Source organism: Oceanobacter antarcticus, assembly GCF_044962685.1.
Taxonomy (GTDB): domain Bacteria; phylum Pseudomonadota; class Gammaproteobacteria; order Pseudomonadales; family Oceanobacteraceae; genus Oceanobacter; species Oceanobacter antarcticus.
In genome coordinates, this window is the sequence record NZ_JBBKTX010000109.1 from 1 (window position 1) to 245 (window position 245).

The 245-nt window shown below is 46.5% G+C and carries 1 protein-coding gene; it reads right to left on the minus strand.

What is annotated here, in order from left to right; genetic code table 11:
* The coding region (locus WG929_RS21135; protein WP_416207641.1) for an IS66 family transposase at positions 1-245 on the minus strand (245 nt) is incomplete at both ends.

Here is a 245-nt window from a genome sequence, read left to right on the forward strand (position 1 = left end):
GTTCTTTTAAGACCTGAACTCGGGTTTCATCCATATGGATATAACCGCTTTCAAGTAATTGATCATTGAGCAGGTTGTAAAGGGGTTGCAGCAACTCACTGCTTTTCATCATCCAGTTGGCCAGGGTGTTGCGCGGTAAATGTATGCCCATGCGTTTGAAGATGGTTTCCATTCGATAGAGTGGCAATCCGTCTTGATATTTGGCCACAGCAATGTGCGCCAGTAAGCCAGGGCTGGCATTGCTT